This is a genomic window from Flavobacterium supellecticarium (genome assembly GCF_004801375.1).
GTDB classification, from domain to species: domain Bacteria; phylum Bacteroidota; class Bacteroidia; order Flavobacteriales; family Flavobacteriaceae; genus Flavobacterium; species Flavobacterium supellecticarium.
Genome location: NZ_SSNZ01000003.1, coordinates 1 through 22,745, shown reverse-complemented (window position 1 = coordinate 22,745; position 22,745 = coordinate 1). Strand labels below are relative to the sequence as shown.

Annotated in this window: 15 protein-coding genes and 2 tRNA genes; 2 read left to right on the top strand and 15 right to left on the bottom strand. The window is 39.8% G+C overall.

Annotation, left to right across the window (positions count from 1 at the left end; all coding sequences use genetic code 11):
• Position 1 precedes the first annotated feature (1 nt).
• The 13 genes from E6C50_RS09280 to E6C50_RS09220 all read right to left on the bottom strand — a co-directional run bounded on the left by E6C50_RS09280 (position 2) and on the right by E6C50_RS09220 (position 16,683).
• Positions 2 to 1,597, bottom strand: coding sequence for a hypothetical protein (locus tag E6C50_RS09280; protein WP_136402958.1), 1,596 nt, complete (start codon positions 1,595 to 1,597; stop codon positions 2 to 4).
• Between the two features lie 6 nt (positions 1,598 to 1,603).
• Positions 1,604 to 3,190, bottom strand: a complete 1,587-nt coding sequence (locus E6C50_RS09275; protein WP_136402957.1) for a hypothetical protein — start codon at positions 3,188 to 3,190, stop codon at positions 1,604 to 1,606.
• Positions 3,191 to 3,242: 52 nt separating this feature from the next.
• On the bottom strand, positions 3,243 to 4,682 hold the full coding sequence (locus E6C50_RS09270; protein ID WP_136402956.1) for a hypothetical protein: 1,440 nt from the start codon (positions 4,680 to 4,682) through the stop codon (positions 3,243 to 3,245).
• Between the two features lie 334 nt (positions 4,683 to 5,016).
• The gene (locus E6C50_RS09265) at positions 5,017 to 5,643 is read right to left on the bottom strand and encodes a hypothetical protein (protein WP_136402955.1); all 627 of its coding nucleotides are present in this window, start codon (positions 5,641 to 5,643) and stop codon (positions 5,017 to 5,019) included.
• A gap of 6 nt (positions 5,644 to 5,649) precedes the next feature.
• Complete coding sequence (locus tag E6C50_RS09260; RefSeq protein ID WP_136402954.1) at positions 5,650 to 9,318, bottom strand: peptidoglycan-binding domain-containing protein; 3,669 nt, start codon at positions 9,316 to 9,318, stop codon at positions 5,650 to 5,652.
• A gap of 52 nt (positions 9,319 to 9,370) precedes the next feature.
• Positions 9,371 to 10,834, bottom strand: coding sequence for an ATP-binding protein (locus E6C50_RS09255; RefSeq protein WP_211089532.1), 1,464 nt, complete (start codon positions 10,832 to 10,834; stop codon positions 9,371 to 9,373).
• Positions 10,835 to 11,503: 669 nt separating this feature from the next.
• Positions 11,504 to 11,575 (bottom strand) — tRNA-Glu (locus E6C50_RS09250).
• The gene (locus tag E6C50_RS09245) at positions 11,570 to 11,821 is read right to left on the bottom strand and encodes a GIY-YIG nuclease family protein (RefSeq protein WP_136402952.1); all 252 of its coding nucleotides are present in this window, start codon (positions 11,819 to 11,821) and stop codon (positions 11,570 to 11,572) included. Before E6C50_RS09245 ends, E6C50_RS09250 begins: the two co-directional genes overlap by 6 nt.
• A 57-nt stretch (positions 11,822 to 11,878) precedes the next feature.
• Positions 11,879 to 11,953: transfer RNA gene (locus E6C50_RS09240), tRNA-Val, on the bottom strand.
• A 90-nt stretch (positions 11,954 to 12,043) separates the two neighbouring features.
• Positions 12,044 to 13,258, bottom strand: coding sequence for a bifunctional folylpolyglutamate synthase/dihydrofolate synthase (locus E6C50_RS09235; RefSeq protein WP_136402951.1), 1,215 nt, complete (start codon positions 13,256 to 13,258; stop codon positions 12,044 to 12,046).
• A 32-nt stretch (positions 13,259 to 13,290) separates the two neighbouring features.
• Entirely contained in the window at positions 13,291 to 14,181 is an 891-nt protein-coding gene (locus E6C50_RS09230) for an energy transducer TonB family protein (protein ID WP_136402950.1), read from the bottom strand.
• 127 nt (positions 14,182 to 14,308) lie between these two features.
• Positions 14,309 to 15,535: a Glu/Leu/Phe/Val dehydrogenase dimerization domain-containing protein gene (locus E6C50_RS09225; protein ID WP_136402949.1), complete on the bottom strand. Its 1,227-nt coding sequence runs from the start codon at positions 15,533 to 15,535 to the stop codon at positions 14,309 to 14,311.
• A 77-nt stretch (positions 15,536 to 15,612) separates the two neighbouring features.
• Positions 15,613 to 16,683 carry an anhydro-N-acetylmuramic acid kinase gene (locus E6C50_RS09220; RefSeq protein WP_136402948.1) on the bottom strand — a complete coding sequence of 357 codons (1,071 nt, stop codon included), beginning with the start codon at positions 16,681 to 16,683 and terminating at the stop codon, positions 15,613 to 15,615.
• Between the two features lie 96 nt (positions 16,684 to 16,779).
• Between E6C50_RS09220 and E6C50_RS09215 the strand changes: the two genes are divergently transcribed.
• Both E6C50_RS09215 and E6C50_RS09210 read left to right on the top strand, forming a co-directional pair.
• Complete coding sequence (locus E6C50_RS09215; RefSeq protein ID WP_136402947.1) at positions 16,780 to 17,919, top strand: acyl-CoA dehydrogenase; 1,140 nt, start codon at positions 16,780 to 16,782, stop codon at positions 17,917 to 17,919.
• Between the two features lie 84 nt (positions 17,920 to 18,003).
• The gene (locus tag E6C50_RS09210) at positions 18,004 to 20,415 is read left to right on the top strand and encodes a hybrid sensor histidine kinase/response regulator (RefSeq protein WP_136402946.1); all 2,412 of its coding nucleotides are present in this window, start codon (positions 18,004 to 18,006) and stop codon (positions 20,413 to 20,415) included.
• Here E6C50_RS09210 and E6C50_RS09205 read toward each other — a convergent pair.
• Positions 20,412 to 21,788: a sigma-54-dependent transcriptional regulator gene (locus E6C50_RS09205; protein WP_136402945.1), complete on the bottom strand. Its 1,377-nt coding sequence runs from the start codon at positions 21,786 to 21,788 to the stop codon at positions 20,412 to 20,414. The genes E6C50_RS09210 and E6C50_RS09205 overlap by 4 nt on opposite strands.
• A gap of 141 nt (positions 21,789 to 21,929) precedes the next feature.
• Complete coding sequence (locus E6C50_RS09200; RefSeq protein ID WP_136402944.1) at positions 21,930 to 22,232, bottom strand: hypothetical protein; 303 nt, start codon at positions 22,230 to 22,232, stop codon at positions 21,930 to 21,932.
• Positions 22,233 to 22,745 lie beyond the last annotated feature (513 nt).

Genomic DNA, 22,745 nt, shown 5'->3' with positions numbered 1-22,745 from the left:
TTTAGTGCGTTTTATGTTGTTTTGGAGCGTAGGCAACTGCTGTTTTTACTTTCGATTCGAGTTCCTTTCTGGCGATTTTTTTAAGTTCCGGTCCAAAAAGCGAGTACCATAAATTCCCATCCCGATCTAAAAAGAGCTCACTCCAACGGTAATCATTGAAGTACTTATCCGTAAGGTCTTGTTCGGTGAAATTAAACACATAGCCTTTTTCGAAATTCACATCGGTAAAAACCAAACGATCGATACCAGCCACAAACCAGATTCCGTTTAAAGCGTCGTCTTTTACCGCACTATAAAACAAAACTTCGCCCGTGATTTCCTTTAGCTTTTGGTTGATCAATTTTGGTTTTTCGTCGCTTCCCAATTCGAAAACACCGTTATTAGTTAGTAGTAATTGTCTTTCGGCAGAAAGTGCAACAAGCTGTCTTTTTTGGCCGTTATCGTAATAATACGGAGCAATTTCTTTTTTAAACAAACTGTCCAAATTCAGGTTCGTAACCGTAAACGACGTATCAACAATCGAAAGCTGACTTCCGAAGAAAATCACCGAACGGTTCGCATTCACATAAATCGTCAAGCTATCCGGGTTGTTCGAAAAAGCCGAAGTCGTCAGTTTAAGTTCGCTATATTTAAAACGTTTTTCGTCTCCCGATTCCTTTTTCGTCATCAAAACACCTTTGTTATCAAGCACGACTTTCCAGAAATCATCTTCGTAAACATTGACCACTTTGGAAGCCGATTCTGAAATCACGTTAAAATCGGCATCAGTGACCAATAGTTTTGTTTCGGTATAAAAACGATAGCCATCAGCCGAACTTTCGATAAATCCGTTTGCGCTATCTTTAAGGAAATTCTGCGTTTTATGTTCGGTTTTAAAATCCGACAAATTGTAATAAGACATGGCTTCCAATTGCGATTCCTGTATCAGCAATCGATTTCTAAAAGCGTCGAAATGGATTTTATAATTATTAAATAAAATTGTCGAGCCGCTTTCGCGCGCGATAAAATTCGGAGAATAACTTCCGATTCGGTTTCTCCAATACCTATTCTGATGCTGGTTTTTCCCGAAAGGGTCATTATACCATTGGTTCCATTTCGAATTCACGGTAAAATGACTGTCGACATACGATTCGCTGGTCATATTCGCATCTTTCCACCAAATTGCCGGCATGAAAAAAATCGCACTCGACGCCTGTTTTTCCTGATTCGTAATCTGGATCACCCAAAGCGGACAATCCGGAAAGGTCGCGAATGGTGGTGATCCATCGTAATTGTATTCAAATCTATTGTTGTTGTATCCGATATAATTATGAAGCGCGAGTTCGGCTTCTTCGGTAAAAAAAGTACCCGAAACGATATTTAGATACTGCACGGCATCACTTCCCACTTCACCGCTTTTAGTCGATTTTCCGTATATGTAGTCGACAAAAAGTTCCATGCAAACCCATTCTTCAAAGTCGAAGCGCGTCAGGAATTCGTGCAGTTCGTTGGTGTCTTGTCCGAAATGCCGAACATACGCGACAATTTCCGGTTTGGATAATCTGAATTTTCCCGCGGGCGTATCGTCCCAATCCAGTTCGTAAATTTGTGTTGCCATTATTTTTTAGAGCGTTTGAAGTTGTTTTGGAGCATAGGCGACCGCCGTTTTCAGCTTGTTTTCCAATTCTTTTCGGTTGATTTTATAAAGTGTATTGCGATAGAACGAAGTCCATAAATTTTGTTCGTTATCGAAATAGAGTTGTGCGTAATAATTATCGCTTCGAAGCGGATCGGAGAATTGTTCGGTAAAGTTAAACACGTAGCCTTTTTCGAAATTTTCATCCGTAAAAACCAGTCGGTCATTGGTTGTGACAAACCAGATTCCGCCTAAGGTTTCGTCTTGGATGCCGTTGTAAAAAACCGCTTCCCCGGTGATTTCAGTAAGCTTCGGATTAAAATAGTCGAGTTTTCCGTTGGCATTTACCATCCAGACTCCTTCGCTCGTAAAGAACAGTCGGCGGTTTTTGGCAAGCTCGAGCGATTTGTTTCGAATAAAACAATCATAAAAATAGGCCGGGATTTCTTTTTTGAATTCCTTACGCGGTGAAACGACATTGACGTTAAAGTCTTTATCGATCGTAATAAAATTACGCCCTTCGAAAAAACAAACGGTGTTATCGTCTGTTGCCCAAATCGAAAGTTCCGTGCTATTATTCCCACCAATATTGTTGGTTAAATTGACTTCTTTGTATTTAAACTGTCTTTCTTCGTTCGTCTCTTTATTCGTCATCACGATCCCTTTTGTATCGAGAAAAACATTCCAGAAATCGTTTTCAAACGAATTATAGACGTTGGTTTTGGTCTTGGAAATTTTTTTGAATTGCTTGTCGGTGATCAGTAAACTTCCTTTTTGTCCAAAATGGTATCCTTCCGATGTGCTCAAAAAATAGCCATTATGCGAATCCACCAGGAAACCTTTTGCTTCGTGTCGGATTTCCGGATTGGCAAGATCGTGGAAATACATGTTTTCGGACGCTCTGATATCGTAATACACGATGCGGTTTTGCCATTTGTCGAAAATGGGAAGTCCCAATCCAAATTCAATTTTGGTTCCTTCGCGATCGATAAAATTCGGTGCATACGAACCGATTCGTCTGCGCCAGTACTGAATTGGGCGCTCGTTTTTGGTAAAGTCACCGTACCATTTGTTATGATCACTAACGGTGTATTTCTCATAACCATAGGAATCGTCGCGCATTTGTGCGTCTTTCCAGAAAACGGCAGGCATAAAAAACAGACAGTCGGCATAGTGTTGTTCCTTTTTTACGACCTGGATAATCCAAAGCGGACAATCGTCGAAAACCTGGAACGATGTACGATTGTTTTCGGGATATGTAAAGCGCTCCTTACCAACATATTCCTGTAGTTGTGCTTCGCCTTCGCGCGACAGAAAGGTCGTGGCAATAAGCCCGAGATAGGCCACGGCATCACTCCCCACGCCTCCGTTTTTGTCGGAATGTTTTCCGTAAACATAATCGAAAGCAATCAGCATGCATTTCCATTCGTCGAAATCGAAACGCGTCAGGAATTCGTGAAGTTCGGGTGTCGCCTGCCCGAAATGACGGCAATAGTCGATTATTTCTTGTTTGGTTACTATTGGTTTTTCTAATACAGCGTCGTTCCACTGTACCTCATACATTTGTGTAGCCATTGTCGTTTGGTTGGTTAAGGGCTCCGAAAAATTCGGAAATAGGTTTTATAGCTTATGCAACGCCTGCCGGTTTCGGGCTTTTTCGAAGCCATTCGCCGTCATCGTTGATTCTGTAATAGGCTTTTCGTCTAAATTTTAGGGTGAATTCCGGTAACACAAAGTCGGTTTCGCCCCAGGCCGTTCTCGGTAAAGCCGGTAAAAACCAGAAGAATTCCGTAAGGTCATAGAGATACGATTGGTAGATGTCGAAATACATACTGACACGGTTATTAAGATCCAGATAGAACATAAATGCCTTAAGTGCATCGCTGCTTTCGATTTTGAAATGTGTTTTTTCGAACATTAATTTTTCGACCTTATGATTCGCCAGCAGTGTACTTATTTGTCCGAACCAACTACCACCATACACAAGCGCTTCGGCCAACATTCCCGCTTTGACTTTTTGGGAAGCGGAATAATATACCTCCCGCAGCTCCATTTCGTTTTCAGTCGCTTCCATTTGTGCTTTAAACTCGTGAATATCCAGATGACTCATCACCAGACTTCCGATAAAATCGACAACAGTACGGCATTCGTCTTCATCCATACGCCCGAGCGAAATCACATTTTCGGCAAAATGCCAGTCGCTAAACAGTTCGATTTCCTTACGCGACAAGGCGGCTTTTTCGAAACTTTCGATACCCGCGTCTTGCCCCACTCTGGTTTTGATCAACTGACCATAGCGTTTTTCGGCTTTTGCTTTGAACTCTGGATTTGCCTGAAGTGCTTCGATCCCTTTTTCGATTTTGGCTTCGCTAAACGACTCCAGGAATTCATAAATATTCTCAATCTTGGAGGCATCCAATGTCAGGTCTTCGTTGAATTCATATAATTCCGTAATACCCGGAATTGCAGGTGTCGTTTTGATGATGACCTCCGTTTTGGAAGCCATGGCATACACGAACTTCAGTTTTCCATCGAGCGCGTGGAAAGCCGCTCTTGCGAAATCGGAGACTGGTGTGCCACTATATTCCTTGACCTCTCCATTTTCGTAGTAGATTTTTTGTCGGCCGACCACATCCGGTTCTCCGTTTTTTTTATCCGGAGCCACTTCGGCAAAACTTTCCTTTTTCGTTCCGTGATCAACATTTTGCATCAGGTCTAATTTGGTATGGAAAAGCAATTCTTCCGGTGTAGCGATTTTATAGGTATAGCCATTTTCTTTTGAAATGGAAAAGAGCACAAAACGTCCCGGTTCCTGGGCAACGGCAATATCGAATTCGACTTTTCTGATCCGTTGGTTGATCTCATTATTGCGATGTTCACGGTCGTGATTTAACGCATCGGGAATTGCTTCGCGATTTACCTTTCCATCGATAAGCGCAAAATAGGACTTACCGGTTGTTCCGCGACCAGAATAGGAAGGAATGCTATAGCGGGTGAACGTGACACCGGCGGGAAGCGTGTCTTTTATAAGCTCAAAAATTGCATTGAGTTCTTGTTGAAAATCCATATTTAGATATTTGGTTGACTGTAATTATTGTAAAATTGCTCCGGAATTAATTCCATTACATTTTAAAGAGTTATTCCTTAAAGCTCATTTAGACTCTTTAATCATCGCTTGCGGTTTGTAAGTATTTACCGCTATTTTGAATGTCATAAAAATACTCAAAGTTTTTAAATACAATCTATTTTGTATCTTAAAATTACAGCCGTAATATTATCATTTATGGACTTTCATGTTTTAAACCTAACAAAAGTTATAAAAAAACAAAAACCACAACTTTTTGTGTTGTGGTTTTTACAATTTATTACTGGTGTTCAACTATAAGCAATAGGTACAGGTACTATTCCTGGTTTTCTTTTGGAATAGGATCGCCTGTTTTGGGATCGATGGTATACTTTTGATTAAAACTTTCAATAGTTTCCGGTTCGCGTGTTATGGGATTAAAACCATATTTTAAAATATAGCCGGTTACGGTATCCGGTTCCCCCATATTCCCGAAAAAGCGTGGTGTTGGATCGGCATTATAATTATCCCACCATTCCTTTTCTTTTCTTTTTTCCTCGTCCGACATTAAGGCGCGACTTCGGGCTTTTTCTTCTTCCCGTATTTTTGCGTTAAATCGCGCCATCTGACCTATGTGATCTTCGGATAGCGAATCAAATATTGCTCTTCTTACTTCTCCTTCATTTTGATATACACTAATTTTTTGTAATAAATCCTCGTCAAAAGTCTCGGGCAAACTACTAAAATCGATATAAGGTAGTTCCGCGTTTCGCTCTTCTCTGTATTTTTGAGCTTCTTCAGACGTTTTATAAATACGATACTGTTCTTGCTGTGGTGGTGTAAGTACCGCAAACACTTCCTCAAAAATAGCATTATTTAAATCTTCGATATTTAATAATAATCTTAAATTAAACTCGGGCAATTCGTTTTTAAAAGGTGTAAAATCGTCTATGGCAAAAATCATATTTCTTTATTTTAATGGTTTTACTAATTCTTTGTATTCGATCTCATAATGTTTTATACCATTAATGGTCTCGGTATACTTGGGTTCCGTCATTTGACGGAAATACCCTTCGTTCATAAGTACTTCCTCCTGTATCATTGTAGACGGCGGATTCGCATCGGCGTGTCTTATTTTACCAAAATTTTTCCCCCAATCGGACAAGTCATCAATATAAACACCTTCTACGGTTTCAATTTTTCTAATAATGGCTACTTTTTCTACTACTTCTGCTGTTCCTGCTGTTTGTCCTTTTGCTCTTCCTGCATTTTTAGCAGAAAGCTCGATAAATCCTTCGGCCACTTTTCTATCTAATGAACCGGATACCATCCCTGTAAAAGCAACTTCTGTCCCTTTTCCATTTTTTAGCGTTGACTCAAAATACTCTAACTTTTCCGTACGTCCACTAAATACTATTTTCCCGCTCATATTTCGTTCTTTAACTTTTCTCAGTTTGTCCAGAGCACTTTTTAAATTTTTATATACCTGACTGTTGTATTCGCCCCACCAGGAAGGCATAAAACGAGATGGTGTGTTTATAAATCCTCCATCGACCGTAAAAGCGTGAACCGAAGCCAGTTCAATATCGGTCGCATCACCGGTTGGTAATAGTTTATTTCCACGTTTTAATTTATCAATATCATCTAGCGAATTTATGATGTCGGGTGTATTTTTCCAAAATTTATGCCATCCAGTATCGCCAAAGAAGCTGTCATAACTTTTTAAAGCTTCGGTAAAGGCTTTCGGATTATCTTTATAACCTCTTTTAAGGTTATCAAACTCTTCCGTATTCATTTTATTGATCTCGGCGCGAACATTAGGATCTGCCGACTCTAAGGCTTTTTCAAAATTTTGCAACTCCGTTTCTGCCAAATATTTTTTAGTCGGAACCGTTTCGATTTGTGGTTTGGTTGTAGCCGGTTTCTTTTTCGGTGCTTCCGTTTCGGTTATTTTATTTTCCGTCGGTTTTGGAGCTTTTCCTCTTGGTAAATTTTCCGGAGTATCAATAAATTCAGCGTGTTGTTCCGGGTTGAATTTTTGTTTTGTTGTTACTGTTTTCTTTTTTTCAACCGGAAGCTGTTCTATTTCTGCTCCTTTTAAGTTTTTACTACTCAACACCAACAAGCCCGTAGTTAAGGTTAATTGCGCTACGATCCTAACCGTGGCATCTATTTTTTCGGATGTCGTTAGTTGATCATTAGCATTGATCGCTTTTATGCTCTCCAGACCGTCGACAGTAATCATAATACCCGCCGTACCATTTAAGGCAAAGTCGGTTATCACAATATAGCGCAATCCCGTTGCCGATATTTTAACAATTGGCACTCCTTTATAAGCGATTCGGGACATGGCACCTCCAATGGCCAAAAAGCTAGAAGCAATCATGATGGTATCTAGGGCTAAGGTTTCGGATGTAAGGGTTCCTTTTTCCATTTTATCCATAATACTAGCCGCTCCGGAAGTAGCTCCAGTTGCTCCGGAGGCCACAAACAAGAACGGTGCAATTGGTGCTGCCGGGGTAAACGAAGCTACTATTCCGGCTACTGCCAATCCTAACGACGCCCAACCAGCTCCCGAAGAAACCGTTTCAAAGAACGAGGCCCCATTTGTAGTGAAATTCCCTTTTAAAGTAGGGTAGCCAAAATCGTTTGCCGGGATTTCGTAGGCCAGCATACCATCCGGATAGGTATTTTTGCTATCAAAACTTTCAAATAATTCTTTTATACTTTTTCCTTCGTATGTACGTTTATGTTCGACTCCCGGTGTAAGGTCGGATAAAACATAATTCCCCGGATTGTTTTTGCTTTTTCCTAAAAATAAATTAAGTGCTATCGTTTTAGTGGTTTTGGTTTCTATGGCAATCGCATTTACTTCTACCGCTGTTCCCGGTTTAATTGCATTAAAACTGGTATCAATAGCTGCTTTATATTTTTTAAATTTTTGAAGGGTTTCATAATCCTCACTTGGCAACACAACTTGTCGGTAGGACGCATAACGCTCGGTTGGTTTGTTGTCTTTATCCAATTCCACACAATGAATCACAAAAACCCCGGTCATCGTTCCTAAAAACGTAGCAGCTGGTTGTGACGAATTCATTTTCCAGCCATCTTTACCGTAGTATTCCCCTCTTTGATAACCATGTACAACGGCATCCCTAGCATAATCCACTCCTAACAATGCACTCGCACCACTAGCCATTTCTTTTGGCGTTGTAATTTCTGCAAACCAAAAATAATGGTTGTCTTTGGTGTTCACTTTTCCTTGTAAAGAATAATATAATTGCGGAACATAACTTCCACTTTCACTTGCCATTCTTGCCGGATTCTCGGTAAAACTTTTCGCTTGTATATAAAAATTCGGATCGGTTTTCTGGTCTTTATCGGCACTTTTCGACAGATTCTGCTCAACAAAGGCTACTTGTTGTCTGAAGTCATTATAACTTTGCGTTTCATTTGAAGACAACTCATCTGTAGCCGCATCGGCAAGGGTTTTAACCTCATGTGTAGTTGTATAGGCGCTGTATTCTTTTTTCTTTGTATCTTCTATAATGAACATAAAGGTATAGACACCCGGATCGTAGGCACCTATCGAAAAGCTATTAATCACCCTTCCATCCTGATAAGTATTATTAGCGGCACGAAAATAGGGCGTCGCAAAAAGATCGTAAACCCTATTATTTTTTTGAACCAGTACTTTGCGGACTACTCGTGGCAATACGAGTTTTTCATCCAACGAGCGAAATGATCCCGTTGGGTAATCGAAGACACAATCAAACTCAATTTTAGAGCCTTCAATGGTATACTTTGTTTTAGCATTAATCCAAGGATGTTTCGAAATAACATGAACTGTCTCCAGATTCGTTACCCCAAACTCCAGATCGCCCATTTCATTGGTCGTTGTTTTTTCCTTTTGCTCCTCCTGCGGTTCTTCTTTCTGCGGTTTTTCGTAATTGGCATACAATAAATTTATCGCTTTATAAAGATCACTGTTGCCTAATTCGTCGTATAGTTCTTCCACCAATCCTTTCTTCCTTTTGGAACGGTACTCTTTATCGTAATAGGCAATAAGCTCTATTCTATTAGCTGACGAAAGTTTCTCTAAAGCGCTAAATATTTTGTCTTCGTCCGTACCTCCAAAAATATATAGCGTTCTATAGGTAAATCCTTCGTATAACATTTTTGCCCGTTCCGGAATAGAAAGGCCTTCATCCTCACTTTCATTTTCCTGTGTGGCACTTAGCACCTGATTCATTATGAATAAAGTGCTCTTATCAAAAATACCCGAAGGCGTAATTCCATGATCCTTCTGAAAAGCGATGAGCGCATTTTGTGTATTTTCTAAAAAAACGGTTTGTTTTTCGGATGTAGTGTAGCCTAACTGATGTAGTGCTTTGTTAATTTCCAAAACCGCAAGTCCACTTTCAGAAAACTCCAAAGTGGAAAAGCCTTTTTCAATTTTATTAAAAGCCTGGTTCTTAAACCCGTCGTAGGTCAGTCCGGTAACTTCATTTTCTTTTATTCGTATGGCGGCATCCTGATCCGTGATTTTCACTTTTGTTTTGTTGCCAGCTTGTGAATACGCGCTTGATTGCTCCTCCTTCTTTTTTGTCCTGGGCGCAAATGTTTTTTTTCTGGTCATATCTTGCTAATTGGTGTATAACAGTATCGTTATAAAAGATTTTAGGTAGGTTCTATTCGGTTTTTCGTATAAATGGGTGTACCCGGGCCTGATTTTTCCCGAAAGCTTTTTCGCTTTCTATGGCTAAAAACGGGCTGATCAAATCGTGCGTAATAATCGTCCCGCCCGAGCTATGTAACGCTATGGCGACATTTTTCATAATGTTCTTAATATTGGCACCCGTATAGGAATATTCTTTAGACAGGTGTTTTAAAAACGGTTCGCTTTCGAATGTTACATTTTTAGGTAAATATTGCTTCCAAAGTGCTTCCCGGGTTGCTTCTGTTGGCCGGATTACATTTATAGACAAATCGATACGGCGTTTAAAAGCATCGTCCATGTTATTTTCAAAGTTGGAAGCCAAAATCGTAAGTCCGTCAAATTTTTCGATTCGTTGCAGCAAATACGATACTTCCTGATTCGCATACCGATCGTGGGCATCCTTTACATCGGAACGCTTACCAAATAACGAATCGGCTTCATCAAAGAAAAGCATGCAGTTTTTACCTTGTAGTCGGTTAAAAAGCATTTCAAGATTTTTTTCCGTCTCTCCAATGTATTTACTCACCACCTGAGAAAGGTCAACGTGGTACATATCAATACCATACGTATTTGCAAGTATTCCGGCCAACATTGTTTTTCCGGTTCCCGGCGGACCATAAAACAAGGCCATAAATCCGGATTTAAAATGGTGGTTGTCACTTTTAAAAAAACCACTTTCCAAGGCTTTGATATACTGCCCGATCGGTTTTATTTGTTCGCGTACCATTGGTTCTAAAACAATATCATCTAATGTCAGATCCGACTCGTATAGACTTCCCGGGAAGTAATTTCCATGATCCAGTCGTGGTTTTTTACCGGATAAAAAATATCCGGAATAAGCCGTATCCAATTCAATTTGCCCATGAATAAAATCGGTAGTGCTACGATTGTAAATAATGTCATTTTGCAATACAACACTTCCGTCAAGGAGTTGTGCATTATAACGGGACCATAACGATAAATCCTTCCCGGCGAGTAAAAAAAGAGCTGTTTGGAAAGTTGGTTTAAACGTCCGACTGGCTCGGTTATATTCGCCTCCCACATCGATTGCCAATGCATTATTCGTTTCTTCTATTTGTATAAACGACTTAAATAACGATGGATAATGTGCCGATGCAACGCCTAGCACCAGTAAAACCCGATCCATCTCCTGGAGGTTATACGTATTGATGATCGTACCATAGGGTGAGGTATGATCAACCACTGGTAATTCCGGAATTTTCTCAAAGGTTTCATCCGTTGTTTTCCCTTTTAAAAACAGTTCCTTACAACGCATCGCTATGAGCGCTTCCAACCATTCCATTTCTTTATTCAGAGAATGATGGTTTACATGTTCTTTTTTTGTTTTAGTATGCTCACTATTTTTAGTAATGAGTACCTCTTTTTCTATATATTCTCTCTGAATACTTTCAGCTGGAAGGGTCAAATGGCTCATACTTTTTTGATTGTAACTTTTAGAGCAACCTGTCATCGGATAGCATTCGACACCTATAAAAGGGATCGATACCACCTCCGACTTACACACTTTTGAAAAAGAAAACAGCTCTTTGGCACGGTCTTTTTCAACGTCGTTATATTGCTCTAAAACGAACTTTAAAATTTATATTTTCAAGGTTCAAAATTATCAGAAGTAATGTTATTTGACTATTTATAAGGCTATTGGATTCCGTCTTTGCAGTAGAATGTATTTTAGAATCGGACCCCGCGATGGGTAACAATGGAAACATAAATAATTATACAAACACTAAACGCGGGATAGAAAGCTACCTTAATAATAAAGATGTACCATATGAGATTTATAAGGCATTGACCAACATAAGTTGGCTATTCGAAGAATATTTTTGTAGTTATTGTAAAGCATAAAGTGTTTCCTCCAATCATCAATGAAACATGTACAACTATTGCTTTATAATTTAGAGCCAAAAGAGAGAGATAAAAAGTCAGGATTTTAAAAATCAGGACTTTTTTGTAAAGTTGTGGACAATAGAGGTTCGCCCCCGACCACTTCCGATAAAATCGGAATGCTCCAAACCAGTTGCGCTAATCGCAAAAAGTATAAAACAAAAAACTCCAAAGTCAAACGATTTTGGAGTTTTAAATTCTGTGGGCGATGAGGGGTTCGAACCCCCGACCACTTCCGATGAAATCGGAATGCTCTGAACCAGCTGAACTAATCTTTATTTTTAATTAATTCTTGAATTTTAATTCTGCTTTTCCATGATTTAATTTGTAATTCCCTATTGTGAGCAAGCTCTTTGGTTTCATAATTTTCTGTGTAAACAACTTTCCAATCGTTTACATTTCCGGTAAACCCCTTGCTTTTTTGATTATGCCGAATAAGCCGTTCTTCCAAATTAGACGTAAATCCAATATAGAATCTATTTTTACTTTCACTAAATAAAATGTATACAACAAAATTCATAACAACAGAAAAACAAAAAACTCCAAAATCTTGCGAATTTGGAGTTTTTAAAATTTGTGGGCGATGAGGGGTTCGAACCCCCGACCCCCTCGGTGTAAACGAGGTGCTCTGAACCAGCTGAGCTAATCGCCCTTATGTTTTTTGTAGTCAGCAATTGTGTTCCTGATTACGAGTGCAAATATAGGACAGTTTTTTAGATCTGCAAACAAAAACCGGAAAAAATTATAAAATTTCCGCTACAACAAAAGTACTGCCACCAACATAGATAAAATCGGCTGAGCCTGCTATCCGCAAGGCTTCTGCATAAGCTTCTGACACAGAACCAAATGCCGACCCCATAAGTCCGAATTCGTTTGCTTTTTGTTGTAAAACCGTAGCCGCTAATCCTCTTGGCACATTGGGCTTACAGAAAAAATAACGCGCATTTTTTGGAAATAACGGCAAAATTGAATCCAGATCTTTGTCGTTTACCACTCCTAAAACAAAATATAAGTGGTCAAATTTTTCTTTTTGTATCTGATTTAAGACAATTTTTAACCCGTGACTGTTATGCGCCGTGTCGCAAATCACCTTTGGATTGGAATGAATTTGCTCCCACCGACCGCGGAGTTGGGTATTTTTTACCACATTCAGCAGGCCGTTTTCGAGGTTTTGTTCGGTAATCGTAAAGAAACGCTTTAAGATTTCCACCGTCTGTACTACCGTCTTTTTATTATGGAATTGGTAATCGCCCAATAAAGCCCCGGAATAATCCCGAGTGATCAAATCGGATGCAAAATAAAGTTCCGAACCGCATTCCGTTGCTTTCCCGATAAAAACCGGCTGGGTTTCTTCGTTATATTCTCCTATCACGACAGGAATACCCGGCTTGATGATTCCGGCTTTTTCGAACGCAATCTTACGATAGGTCGTTCCTAAAAACTGTGTATGATCAAAACCTATATTCGTGATGACCGACACCAAAGGCGTGATCACATTCGTCGAATCCAATCGGCCGCCCATACCGACCTCAATAACGGCAACATCTACTTTTTCCTTTTCAAAATAATCGAAGGCCAAACCAACGGTCATTTCAAAAAAACTCAACTGATTGCTTTCGAAAAACGTCTTATGTTGGGCGATAAAATCACATACAAAAACTTCCGGTATTTCGACACCGTTAATTTTAATCCGCTCCCGAAAGTCCTTTAAATGCGGCGACGTATACAATCCTACCCTATAACCCGCTTCCTGTAAAACCGAAGCGACCATCGAGGACGTCGATCCTTTTCCGTTGGTTCCGGCAATATGTATCGTTTTGATTTTAGTTTCCGGATTTCCCAATTCTTTACACAGTAAAACCGTATTGGTCAAATCTTTTTTATAGGCTGAGGCGCCTTGCTGCTGAAACATTGGCAATTGTGCAAACATCCAGTCTAACGTTTCCTGATAATTCATCTGCTATAAAAGAAAAAAGAGTAAAGAAATCTTTACTCTGTCAACTTGAAGTTATATATAATTTTTCCCACCTGTTTGTCCGGTGCGCTTGGATTCGGGTCGAATTTGGTTAGCATGGCTGCCTTTCGCGCCTGATCCAACAGACATTTGGCTATATTGGTCGTTCCTCTAGCGCCAGCTTCGGCACCAATTACTTTTCCGTTTTTGTCTACTTCTATTTCAACGACTACACGACCTTCTTCATTACAAGTATAATCTGGGTTTGGTTTTGAAATCGCTTTACGCCCGGCCAATTGGTAGTTTCCAACTCCGGTACCGTTTCCGTTTCCATAACCGCCACCTTTTCCGTTACCGGAACCCGGTCCTTCGCCATCACCATTACCCGATCCTTTTCCATTTCCGGAACCACCTCCGCCATAATAGCCGGAAGCATTTTTATCGCCGTTTAGTTTCCCTTTGTTACCACTGGCATTATCGTCGCCATCACCACCGGATTTTGAACCGTTCATCAAATTTGCCAGCGCATCGGTTGTCGATTTGGATGGTTTTGGTTTTTCCGGAGTCGGCACGGGTTTATCCACCGGTTTTGGGGTTACTTTTGTTTTCTCCACTTTTTTGGTCGTCGCCACTACCGGAGCATCGTCATAATCCTGACCGATGATTTCCTCTTGTGGCGCCGGAGTAGCCGGAGTCGCTTTCGTATGATTGGATACATTGAGTACTTCGCTCTGTAAATTTTTTCCGGAACCGACATCACTGTCACCAAAATTCACAGCGATTCCTCCGCCTCCACCACCTTCAAGCTGCATAATATCCAATGTGGACGAAAATTTTAAAAGAAACAGCAATGCGATAATCACCCCGCATAATACCGTGGTGATCACAAATGATTTCTTTTCCTGTTCTGTTTCGAATCCTTTCATTATTTCGCTAAATAAACTGTACCAAAAGGACTAGCAAATAGCATTCCTTTTTTCTTTATAACGGCAATAAAGGTAAATAATTATTATTAAAAAAAAACGTCCAACAAATTGTTGGACGTTTTGGCTATTATAAAAGTTGTTTTAGTGCTATTTCAAAAGCTGTTGCACTAATGTTTTTCTTATCTGAATTCAATGCGTGAACTTTTTCGATCGCTGTACGAATGATATCCGATGTATCGTTAAAGATCGACTCATCTGTCATTTGAACTTTTTTCTCCATAAAATAAGCAAACACACGAGCCATTCCACAGTTGGAAATAAAGTCCGGAATTAAACTCACTTTACTATCGGTTTCCTCCATAATCGGACCGAAGAAAATCTCTTTATCCGCAAACGGAACATTCGCCCCACATGAAATCACTTCCAATCCGGATGCGATCATATTATCCACCTGTTCTTTGGTTACCAATCTTGACGCCGCACACGGAGTAAAGATTTCCGCGCCCAAATTCCAGATTTTAGCATTGATTTCTTCGAAAGGAATCATGTTATCGGCAACCAGTTTGTTTCCGTCTTTGTTTAAGAATAAAGTTCTGATCTCTTCGAACGAGAATCCTTCTTCTTTGATCAACCCTCCGTCTCTATCGATAATTCCAACAACCTTCGCACCCATTTCAGCTAAGTAGAACGCCGCAGCCGAACCTACGTTACCAAAACCTTGTACGATGGCTTTTTTACCTTGTACGCTTCCACCATAAATAGCGTAGAAATGACGAACTGCCTGTGCCACACCATATCCGGTGATCATATCAGCAACCGTATATTTTCTGTTGATATCCGGAGAGAACGTTGTGTTTTCGATTACTTTAACCACACCCTGACGCAATTGTCCGATACGGTTAATTTTGTCAGCTTCAGTCGGTTTAAAATGTCCGTTAAAAACCCCTTCCTGCGGATGCCAAACCCCACATTCTTCTGTCATCGGGATTACTTCGTGGATTTCGTCCACGTTTAAATCGCCACCGGTTCCGTAATAGCTTTTCAACAATGGGGAAACTGCTTTATACCAGCGTTGTAAAACGCCTTTTTTTCGTGGATCGTTCGGATCAAAATTAATTCCAGATTTTGCACCGCCAATTGCAGGTCCCGAAACCGAAAACTTCACTTCCATTGTTTTGGCAAGTGACAACACCTCATTCATATCCAATCCCTTACGCATACGGGTTCCACCTCCGGCAGCACCTCCTCTTAATGAGTTGATCACTGTCCATCCTTCCGCTTCCGTTTCCGCATCTTTCCAATGGAATACTACTTCCGGTTCTTTATTTTCGAATTTCTTTAATAAATCTTTCATTTTATGTAATTATTTATTGTATTGTTGTTTTTTAAGTCGCACAAATATAGCCTGAAACTCTTAAAATCTCAAAGTTTTTACGCTATATCATAAATTCTTCCGGAACTGTGATTATGACGGGCTCCGGTAACGCTGGCCAGTACATTTATTTCGTTGCGAAGCTTTAAAACACCTAGCAAACCAAAGATCAGCGCTTCTTTAAATTCGATTGTTTTGGTATCGGGAACAGCAACTTTCATTTCGGGCAAATTCTCCTTGATCAACTCAATAAGAAAATGATTATAGGCACCACCGCCGGTAATCAATAAATTACCTTTGGGTAACGGTAACGCCCGGCCTATCTGAAACGCAATATGTTTTGTAAACGTAGCCAACACATCCGATTCCGGCAATTCATGCTGATCAATCAATGGAAAAACGGTTTCTTTTACAAATTCAAATCCAAGCGATTTGGGATGTCTGGCCTGATAAAACGGCAACGCATTCAGTTCTTCCAACAGTTTTTCCGACACCTTACCTTTTGCTGCCAGTTTTCCACGGTCGTCATAGGCATAGCCCAATTTTTCCGCATAACAATTCAGCACGGTATTGACCGGCGAAATATCAAAAGCAATCCGGTTGTTGTTTTCTTCAAACGAAACATTGGAAAAGCCGCCCAGATTCAGGCAATAGGCATAATCGGCAAACAATAACCGATCGCCAATAGGAACCAATGGCGCACCTTGTCCACCAAGGGCCACGTCATCTACCCGGAAATCACAGACTACTTTTTGTCCGATCAGTTTAGCAATTTTCGGCAGGTTTCCGATCTGCAGTGTCAGTCCGTTTTGCGGTTGGTGCAAGATGGTATGTCCATGCGAACATACTGCGTCCAATTTCTGAATATCATTTTTTTGGATAAAATCACGGATTACGTCAGCCAGTAAAACGGTATAATTCTCGTTTAACATTTCCAGTTGTAACGGTGTATAACCGACGGCTTCACGAAGCCATCCGATCCATTCTTCCGAATACGGAACCGTTTCACATTGTTGGATTTGAAATTGCCACTGTTGGTTTTCCAGCGTAAAAGTTATAGCTGCCAGATCAATCCCGTCCAGGGAAGTTCCGGACATGACTCCGATAACGTTATAGACACTATTTTGCATGGGTTAAAATTAGGCAATCCAGTTGAAAGTATGACATTTATACGCTATATTTGGGAACTTTTTTAAAGAACATTCAAACAAAATAACTTATAAGAAATGGATTTTAAACTGACTGAAGAGCATTTGATGATACAGCAGGCTGCTCGTGATTTTGCTCAAACCGAATTACTACCAGGCGTAATTGAAAGAGATGAACACCAGAAATTCCCTGAAGAACAGGTTAAAAAGATGGCCGAATTAGGATTTTTGGGAATGATGGTTGACCCTAAATATGGTGGAGCTGGATTGGACAGTGTTTCTTACGTATTGGCTATGGAAGAAATCGCTAAAGTGGATGCTTCTGCTGCCGTAGTTATGTCAGTTAACAACTCGTTAGTATGTGCCGGTCTTGAAAAATACTGTAACGAAGAACAAAAAGAAAAATATTTAGTACCACTAGCTAAAGGTGAAGTTATCGGCGCGTTCTGTTTATCAGAGCCAGAAGCCGGATCGGATGCTACATCACAAAAAACGACTGCCATCGATATGGGGGATCATTATTTGTTAAACGGAACTAAAAACTGGATTACCAACGGTAATACTGCTTCTACTTATATTGTAATTGCACAGACTGATGTAGAAAAAGGACACAAAGGAATCAATGCTTTTATCGTTGAAAGAGGATGGGCAGGTTTTGAAATCGGTCCAAAAGAACAAAAAATGGGAATCCGCGGATCCGACACACATTCGTTAATGTTTACCGACGTTAAAGTACCAAAAGAAAACAGAATTGGTGCCGACGGATTCGGATTTAACTTTGCAATGGGTGTATTAAACGGTGGTCGTATCGGAATTGCTTCTCAGGCATTGGGAATTGCTTCCGGAGCTTACGAATTGGCGTTAAAATACTCACAGGAGCGTAAAGCTTTCGGAAAAGAAATCTTCAAACACCAGGCAATTGCTTTTAAATTGGCCGATATGGCAACACAAATCACTGCTGCCAGAATGTTGTGTTTTAAAGCCGCTTGCGAAAAAGATGCCGGACAGGATATTTCACACTCCGGAGCGATGGCAAAATTATATGCATCACAGGTAGCAATGGATACGACTATCGAGGCGGTTCAGATTCACGGTGGTAACGGATATGTAAGAGAGTATCATGTAGAGCGTATGATGCGTGATGCTAAGATCACTCAGATTTACGAAGGAACTTCCGAAATCCAGAGAATTGTAATTTCAAGAGGTTTGGTTTCTTAATTTCAAACCCTTCACAATAAAGGAGTCCAACATTGCGTTGGACTTTTTTTTTGATTACAAAAGCAGATCGAGTATCTTTATAAAATGGATAAAAGAGCCAAATCATTACAATTTAAAGTTGTTCTGGGATATATTTTCCTGATTGTTATCGCGGTGATTTCGGTTTGGTATATCTATTCCGAAATTCTAAAACTTGCTACTCCAAAAGAGACGACATCGGAAGAAAACAAAAAAATCCTGAGGATCAGTAATGTCGTAACCAATCTCTATACATCGGAAGCCATCGGCCGATCGGCGATGCTCACCGAAAACAAAACCACCATCAACGAATATTACCGCTTACTGGACAGTATCAATTCTGAAATTGAAACGATCAAGGAAGGTGCCGACGACAATCAGCTTGTAAAATTCGACTCCATACAGATGCTTTTAAAAAAGAAGCGGAAAAGTATTCGCGAGATTCTTGACTTCCGAAAAAAATACAGTCACGAAAACAACCTGGACAAAGCCATAACCAAGATTTATAATGTTAAAGACTCGTTGGTTTTAAACTTCCAGCCGGTTAGTCGGGCGCGCAACAATTCGCAGATTCGAAAATTCCTCGATAATGTCCTCAATCCACACCAACGTGATTCGTTAAGTGTACTTCCGGTGTCGAACGATTCACTGGTTCTGGCTTTCGAAAAAATTATTTCGGATGTCGTAACCAAAGAAAACCGAATTAAAAGTCAGCTATTTAAAAGAGAACAAAAATTACTGGACGAAAACCGCGTTATTTCCGATCAGCTTCGGAATGTACTAATATCCGTTGAAAAAGAAATCCTACAGAAATCCTATCAAACCATCAACGAATCAAAATTTGCCATTAGCAAAACCACCAAAAATATTGCGTGGATTGGAGCAGTTGCACTTTTACTCGTGATTCTTTTTGGCTTAATTATTGTTCGTGATTTACAGAAGAATCAAAAATACAGGATGCAATTGGAACGGCTTAATTCAGAAAAAGAAGATCTTCTCCGAAGCAAAACCATGCTTTTGGCTACCGTTACGCACGATATCCAGACGCCATTGGGAAGTGTTATCGGCTTTTCCGACCTGCTAAAAAATACGCCCGTTTCCCCAAAACAGCTACAATACCTGGACAATATCAAACATTCGTCCCATTATATCCTCAAGTTGGTTAACGACCTGATCGATTTTTCGAAACTGGAAAACAACAAAATTAAAATCGAGAAAATCAACTTTAATTTTAAAGACCTGATCGAAAACAGTTGTCAGCCTTTGGTTCCGAATGCTACGAATAAAGGGATTCAATTGCAGTGGAACATTCAAAAGGAACTAGACGGCCTTTTTGTTTCCGATCCGTACCGTATCAAACAAGTGTTGACCAACCTGGTGACGAATGCCATCAAATTTACACCCGAAGGACAAGTAGTTGTAGCCGCCGGACTCGATTCAGACTGGATCTCGATTAAAGTGAGCGATACCGGTATTGGAATTCCGAAAAACAAACAAAAAGACGTTTTTAAAGAATTTACGCAGGCGCATTCCGGAATTGAAAAAAAATATGGCGGAACCGGACTTGGCCTTACGATTGCTAAACGGATTATCGAACTTTTAGGCGGAACCATTACACTGGAAAGCGAAGAAAACAAGGGCTCGACATTTACCGTTCGGATTCCGAATATCCCTGCCGAACAATCGGTTTTACATCCTTCTTCCGAAAATGACACCACGGCATACGATTTTCTAAAGGACAAAAAGATCCTGATTGTAGACGATGATGTTATGCAATTAAAATTAATGGAAGAAATTTTGGCTGCCTATTCGGTTAAGGTAACCACCACACCGGATGCTACAAAAGTAGTCACCATGCTACTAAAAACTCCGTTTGATCTGATCATCACCGATATTCAAATGCCTAAAATGGATGGTTTTGAACTGGTTGAAGCGATTAAAAGTAACCCAAATCTGGCTTCGTTACCCATTATTGCGTTAACCGGAAAACGTGATTTGGTATTTGAAGATTTTATCAAAAAAGGATTTGAGACATTTCACCCCAAACCGATACAATTAAAAGACTTATTGAGTCAATTACAAGCTATTTTTGAAGGACGCGTGGTTCGTGAAATCAAATACGATCAGAGCCAACATCGCAACCTCCAACTGTACAATCTTAGCAGTCTGAATCAGTTTACGCAAAACGACCGTAAAGCGTTAGAAGGCATCATAACAGCCTTTATCAACAGTTGCAGCGACAACATCGAAGGATTAAAAACAGCCGTCGCAAATAAGGATCAGGAAGCAATTGCCCAATTGGCTCATAAACTAATCCCGATGCTCAAACAAATGGAAGTGCAATCTATTGTGGCCCTTTTAATCCCTTTGGAAGACAAAACGCTTGACTTCCAAAAGGTCAATCAAAAGGAATATGTACAATCGATCATTGATCAACTGGAAGTATTAATCGAGAAACTAAAATTTGAAATCCGTTAAAGCTCGATATTATAAAGTTTGATTTTATTGTATAAGGTTTTCCGGTCGATTCCTAACAACTGAGCCGCCTTGGTTTTATTAAAACGCGCCCGTTCCAACGCATCGAGAATCGCCTTTTCTTCATCTTTAGATGAATACAACTGGAACTCGCTTTCTGTTTTTTCCTGATACGGAGTGTCGAACATTTCCTGAGGCAGCACTTCTTTCAGCACCATATCCCCTTTAGTCAGCAACACCGAACGTTTGATAATGTTTTTCATTTCCCGTAGATTCCCAGGCCAATCGTAAGTTAAAAACAAATCGGTTACCGGCTGGGAAAAGCCTTGTACCTCTTTTTCAAGATCGTGATTGGCCATTTCCAGAAAATGATTGGCAAAAATCAGGATATCATTTTTTCTTTCGGATAGTCGTGGTGCTTTAATACTGAATTCATTCAGACGATGGTATAAATCTTCCCGGAAATCGCCTTTTTTGACCGCCTCTTGTAAATCCTCATTAGTTGCAGCAATCACACGTATATCAACCCCTATTTCATTATTACTTCCAACCGGCTTGATTTTACGCTCCTGTAAGGCACGCAATAACTGTATCTGTACTTCATACGACAGATTTCCGACTTCATCCAAGAATAAAGTTCCGCCATTCGCTGCTTCAAAATGTCCGGTTTTGTCGTTAAACGCTCCAGTAAAAGAACCTTTTAAATGTCCAAAAAACTCACTTGAAGCCAACTCTTTAGGAATCGCACCACAATCGACCGCGATAAACGGTTTGTCATTACGCTTGCTTTGCACGTGTATACTATGGGCAATATATTCTTTACCGGTTCCGCTATCACCAATGATCAATACCGACATATTAGTAGGTGCCACCAATTCGATATAATCGTGTAGCTGATTTGAATGATCACTAATTCCTTTTACAAACGGAAAGGTGTTATTTTGTGAAGAAGTCTTTGTTTTAGTTGAAGTCTTGGCTTCTGCATCAATAGTTTCTTCTATAATCGGACTGGCCTTTTTCTTTAAAGACTGGTTAATTGTATGCAAAATCTCATCCGGATTAATCGGTTTTCCTACATAATCGAAAGCCCCCATTTTAATGGCATTAACCGCTGTTTTGATTTCGGTATAACCGGTCATCAAAATAACCTGAGTGGGAAATGACTTTGCCTTTATTAACTGCAATAGCTCAATACCATCTTTATCCGGTAATCGGATATCGGTCAATACAACGTCGAACGTTTCGTTTTCTAATATACCTTCGGCCTCTTTAGCCGAAAAAACATTGTGTACTGTAAATCCTTTTTTTTCCAGGAAAGTCTTTACCATTACGCAAAAAGAAATATCGTCGTCTACAACCAAAATTTTTGAACTCATTTACAATTAAATTTGATACGATACAAATTTAACATTTTTGGTTGTTAATTAGTGTTAAGTCTATAAACAATAAAAGGAGGCCAATGCCTCCTCTTACCGAGTAGAAAAAATCTACTTATTCACCTTACTACATTTCAAATATTAAGCTTCTTTGATGAATTCACCAGCAGAAGTGAACAAAGCAACTACAGTTGACCCGTCTTTTTGCAATGTTAATTTGTATTCTCCGTCAGCGGCAACTGCAGCACCGGTTAAAGTGTAACCTGCATATTTTTCACCGATTTTTTTCAAGGCATCTGCATTTACTTCAGACGGTTTGATTTCTTTGTATTCTTTTTGTTGAAAGATATCGATAGATTGAACATCTGTAATGGAAACGTTAGTTGCGAATGCAGTTGTTCCTAATCCTAAAACTAAAGCTGTTGATAAAAGTAAATTTTTCATAAGACTAAATTTTATATGTTATTAATTTTTGTTACACTTAGCTTATATGAAAAAAACATACCAAAAGCGAAAAAGCAGCACAAAACCCATATAAAACACTAAAAAACAACCACTTAAAATAAGAAAAACTTTTTTTTAGCAGTTTAAAATAAGTGTAGAAACCATTTCAAAGTGTAGAATAATTCTACAATTACGAAACACAAAAAGTGTGGCATTAGAAGTTTTCCTGATGTTATAAAATATAAAAACCGGAAAAGTTCCGGTTTTTTTATGTTTTGTTTGGAACATCTGCTACACCTGACAGGTTTTGTAAACCTGTCAGGTGTGACATCTATGGTCAGGAAAAAACAAAACCCCGGGAATCCGGGGTTTAACAAAACAAAAACCCTATCCGTTTGGATAGGGTTTTCAAAAGAAAGGCGGCGGATCGAGCAAAGCGACACGCCATACCTATAACAAAAAAAATCCCCATCAATAATGATGGGGATTCAAAAGAAAGGCGGCGACATACTC

Coding starts and splice junctions, on each gene's coding strand:
- E6C50_RS09280 (WP_136402958.1), bottom strand. CDS start 1,597: ATGGCAACACAAATTTACGAACTGGATTGGGACGATACGCCCGCGGGA.
- E6C50_RS09275 (WP_136402957.1), bottom strand. CDS start 3,190: ATGGCTACACAAATGTATGAGGTACAGTGGAACGACGCTGTATTAGAA.
- E6C50_RS09270 (WP_136402956.1), bottom strand. CDS start 4,682: ATGGATTTTCAACAAGAACTCAATGCAATTTTTGAGCTTATAAAAGAC.
- E6C50_RS09265 (WP_136402955.1), bottom strand. CDS start 5,643: ATGATTTTTGCCATAGACGATTTTACACCTTTTAAAAACGAATTGCCC.
- E6C50_RS09260 (WP_136402954.1), bottom strand. CDS start 9,318: ATGACCAGAAAAAAAACATTTGCGCCCAGGACAAAAAAGAAGGAGGAG.
- E6C50_RS09255 (WP_211089532.1), bottom strand. CDS start 10,834: ATGAGCCATTTGACCCTTCCAGCTGAAAGTATTCAGAGAGAATATATA.
- E6C50_RS09245 (WP_136402952.1), bottom strand. CDS start 11,821: ATGAATTTTGTTGTATACATTTTATTTAGTGAAAGTAAAAATAGATTC.
- E6C50_RS09235 (WP_136402951.1), bottom strand. CDS start 13,258: ATGAATTATCAGGAAACGTTAGACTGGATGTTTGCACAATTGCCAATG.
- E6C50_RS09230 (WP_136402950.1), bottom strand. CDS start 14,181: ATGAAAGGATTCGAAACAGAACAGGAAAAGAAATCATTTGTGATCACC.
- E6C50_RS09225 (WP_136402949.1), bottom strand. CDS start 15,535: ATGAAAGATTTATTAAAGAAATTCGAAAATAAAGAACCGGAAGTAGTA.
- E6C50_RS09220 (WP_136402948.1), bottom strand. CDS start 16,683: ATGCAAAATAGTGTCTATAACGTTATCGGAGTCATGTCCGGAACTTCC.
- E6C50_RS09215 (WP_136402947.1), top strand. CDS start 16,780: ATGGATTTTAAACTGACTGAAGAGCATTTGATGATACAGCAGGCTGCT.
- E6C50_RS09210 (WP_136402946.1), top strand. CDS start 18,004: ATGGATAAAAGAGCCAAATCATTACAATTTAAAGTTGTTCTGGGATAT.
- E6C50_RS09205 (WP_136402945.1), bottom strand. CDS start 21,788: ATGAGTTCAAAAATTTTGGTTGTAGACGACGATATTTCTTTTTGCGTA.
- E6C50_RS09200 (WP_136402944.1), bottom strand. CDS start 22,232: ATGAAAAATTTACTTTTATCAACAGCTTTAGTTTTAGGATTAGGAACA.